Genomic DNA, 3,441 nt, shown 5'->3' with positions numbered 1-3,441 from the left:
TTATTTATATAGAACAACTATGTATCATAATTTTAGCCTTGTTATTGCGCTATTTTCTTATCGCTATAATAACTCACTAATTTAATGCAATTGGTATTAGTTCAAACCCAGCTTTTTAAGTTCTGTTTTTACTAGCTTTGCAGAAAGTGGTACATAACCATCTTTTTCTACAATTTGCTGACCATCTTTTGAAAGTACCATTCTTAAAAATTGTTCTTCCATAGGTGATAGTGGCTTATTCGGGTGTTTATTCACATAAACATATAAAAAGCGCGATAGCGGGTATTTACCTTGCGCAACGTTATCAAGTGTTGCATCAACAAAGTTATCGCCTTTTTTAGCAAGCGGTACTGTACGTACGCCAGATGTTTTATAGCCGATACCAGAGTAACCAATTGCATTTAATGAAGATGAAATTGACTGTACTACCGATGCAGAACCCGGTTGCTCATTTACATTATTACGGAAATCACCTTTACACAGTGCTTTCTTTTTAAAGTAGCCATAAGTACCTGATACTGAGTTGCGTCCGTAAAGTTGCACATCTTTAGCTGCCCAATCACCTGTTAGACCAACATCGCTCCAACGGTTAACTTGCTCTGGTGCGCCACATTTACGAGTAGATGAAAAGATAGCATCTACTTGGTCAATACGAAGACCTTCAATTGGGTTATCTTTATGTACAAATACAGCAAGTGCATCAATAGCTACACGAACTTCTGTTGGCTTATAACCGTAACGTTTTTCGAACGCTTCGATTTCTTTAGATTTCATTTTACGGCTCATTGGACCTAGGTTAGCTGTACCTTCGGTAAGTGCCGGTGGCGCAGTAGAAGAACCTGCCGCTTGAATTTGAATATTTACATTTGGGTAAATACGTTTGTACTCTTCAGCCCAGAACGTCATCATGTTGGCTAAAGTGTCAGAACCTACTGATGAGAAGTTACCTGAAACACCACTAATTTTTTGATACTCAGGAATATCTTGATCTAAAGCAACTGCTTGTGCAGATACGAAAGTTGTAACAGCCACACCCATTGCGGCAACTAAGTTTTTAAATTTCATGTAGGGTTCTCCGGTTTGTTCGTCCCATTTTCTAACTGCTGCCCACTCTAAAGTGAGTACATGACAGTTACATTACTCTTAAATGACACTTTTATGACTTTGCTTTTCAGCCTAATTACTTAGCTAGCGAAACTGTCTTATCTATTGAAAATTCGAAAGAAAAACACGAACCTTTGTTAACTTCACTGCTAATATTTAATTTACTATCGTGGCGCGTTAGTACATGTTTTGTAATCGCGAGCCCTAAGCCTGAGCCACCTGTTGTTCTGCTGCGGGCTTTATCAACACGATAAAAACGCTCAGTTAAACGGTTAATATGCTCTGGCGCAATACCATCACCATTATCGGTAACACTAAAACACGCTTTATTGTTTTTGCGCTGCCAACATACTTCCACTTTGCCACCGGGTTTAGTGTAATGAATGGCGTTAAATACTAAATTAGAAAACGCACTACGCAGTTCATCCTCAGAGCCTTTAATATCGAGGGTTTTATCAATATTAAAAATAAGCTCATGGCCTTTGTCTTGATTAATTGAGTTTGCCTCAGTGTGAATATAACCAAGTAATTGCGGTACGTTTATGGCTTTATCATTGTCTTGGCGACGAGCACCTTCAATACGCGAAAGCGATAGTAATTGGCTGACTAAGCTATCCATGCGCTTGCATTGTTCAAGCATAGTATTTTGCGCTTTGTTCCACATTGCTGGCGGCGGCATCATGTCGCCATCCATCATCTCAAGATACCCAGTAACCACTGTAAGCGGTGTACGTAGTTCGTGTGACACATTGGCTACAAAGTCTTTACGCATCTGTTCTAGCTGTTTTAAGCGCGTTACATCACGCACAACAACCATAAGTTGCGTGCTTGCATAAGGCATTACCCTAAATTCTAGTACTTGCTCAATGCTATGGCCGTTATCCAGCTCAAGCGCGTCGTCAAATTCACCTTTGTGCATGTATTTAGCAAACTTAGGTTCGCGAATTAAATTATCAAGACGCTGACCATGATCGGTTGGCCACTGCAAACCAAGCACTTTAAGCGCTAGTTGATTACACCACACAATACTTAAATCATTTTGCAGTACCACTACCGCATCAGGTACTGCTTCAGCCCCATCGCGAAAGCGACGAATTAAATCAGCAAGCTCATTACGTTTTTTACGATTACGGTGCTGTAGATGATAAATACCTTCAAACACTTGCTCCCATGCACCCTCGCCCTCAGGTGGATTAAAGCTACGTTGATTAAGTAGCCAATCGCTCAAACGATAAAGTTGATGGTAGTGCCAAATAAGGAGGGAAAAAGATCCTAAAAATAAAAGCAAAAATGGCGCGCCAACTAGCACACCAATTAATAGTAAGGGTAAAAAATAGATAAACAGGCGCTTTACTAACGCCTGCTTATTAACAACTCGATACATACACTCACTTTACCTTAGAGTAGTAATACATGCGTATTTCATACATTAGCTAAGCTTTAAGCTGATCACAGCTTACTTGAAAAACGATATCCAGCACCACGTACAGTTTGCACCAAACGGTCATGTCCAAGTGGGCCAATTGCTTTACGCAGACGACGAATGTGCACATCAACCGTGCGATCTTCTACGTAAACATTAGTTCCCCATACATGATCAAGCAGTTGTTCACGGCTATAAACACGCTCTGGGTGAGTCATAAAAAAGTGCAGTAATCTAAATTCGGTTGGCCCCATATCAAGCTCGTTACCTTCTGAGGTAACACGATGCGAAATAGGGTCTAAACGCAGGCCATGTACTTCAATAGCTTCTTCTAATGAGGTTGGCGATACACGGCGAATAACCGCTTTAATACGTGCCATAAGCTCTTTAGGAGAAAACGGCTTAGTGACGTAATCATCTGCACCTACTTCAAGGCCGCGTACTTTGTCTTCTTCTTCGCCGCGAGCTGTAAGCATAATAATTGGGATTTGGCGGGTGTGTTCGTTTTGCTTAAACTTTTTAGCAATTTGAATACCGCTTCCACCAGGTAACATCCAATCAAGTAAAACCATATCTGGGTAAGGTTCAACCATAGCTGCAATAGCAGAGTCGTAATCTTCTGCTTCAATTGCTTGAAATCCATTTTGCTCTAAAACAAAAACCAACATCTCCCTGATAGGAGCTTCGTCATCTACGACTAGTACTTTACGTGACATTCCAATTTATCTCTTACGCTATCGAATTAGTTTTCATTATTATGACTAAGTATGACATTTTTATGAAAGTGTAACGTGTAAATTAAAATGGTGGTAAAAAAAACACAAATTAGTGACAAAAAACCTCATTAACGTCATATTTTTAAAACCTTTTTAATATTTAACGTAATAAAAAGAGATTTACGATAAATTTATAAA

Annotated in this window: 3 protein-coding genes; all 3 read right to left on the bottom strand. The window is 39.6% G+C overall.

Features of this window, described 5'->3' with window-relative positions; translation table 11 throughout:
• Positions 1-96: 96 nt before the first annotated feature.
• Entirely contained in the window at positions 97-1,065 is a 969-nt protein-coding gene (locus GQR46_RS17815; RefSeq protein ID WP_010554592.1) for a phosphate ABC transporter substrate-binding protein PstS family protein, read from the bottom strand.
• A gap of 115 nt (positions 1,066-1,180) precedes the next feature.
• Positions 1,181-2,488: a phosphate regulon sensor histidine kinase PhoR gene (phoR, locus tag GQR46_RS17810; RefSeq protein WP_024608321.1), complete on the bottom strand. Its 1,308-nt coding sequence runs from the start codon at positions 2,486-2,488 to the stop codon at positions 1,181-1,183.
• Between the two features lie 65 nt (positions 2,489-2,553).
• Positions 2,554-3,243, bottom strand: a complete 690-nt coding sequence (gene phoB / locus GQR46_RS17805) for a phosphate regulon transcriptional regulator PhoB (RefSeq protein WP_006791869.1) — start codon at positions 3,241-3,243, stop codon at positions 2,554-2,556.
• Positions 3,244-3,441: the final 198 nt, after the last annotated feature.

It is taken from the genome of Pseudoalteromonas sp. Z1A6, from assembly GCF_011378745.1.
GTDB classification, from domain to species: Bacteria; Pseudomonadota; Gammaproteobacteria; order Enterobacterales; family Alteromonadaceae; genus Pseudoalteromonas; species Pseudoalteromonas arctica.
This window is presented reverse-complemented; position numbering and strand designations above follow the sequence as displayed.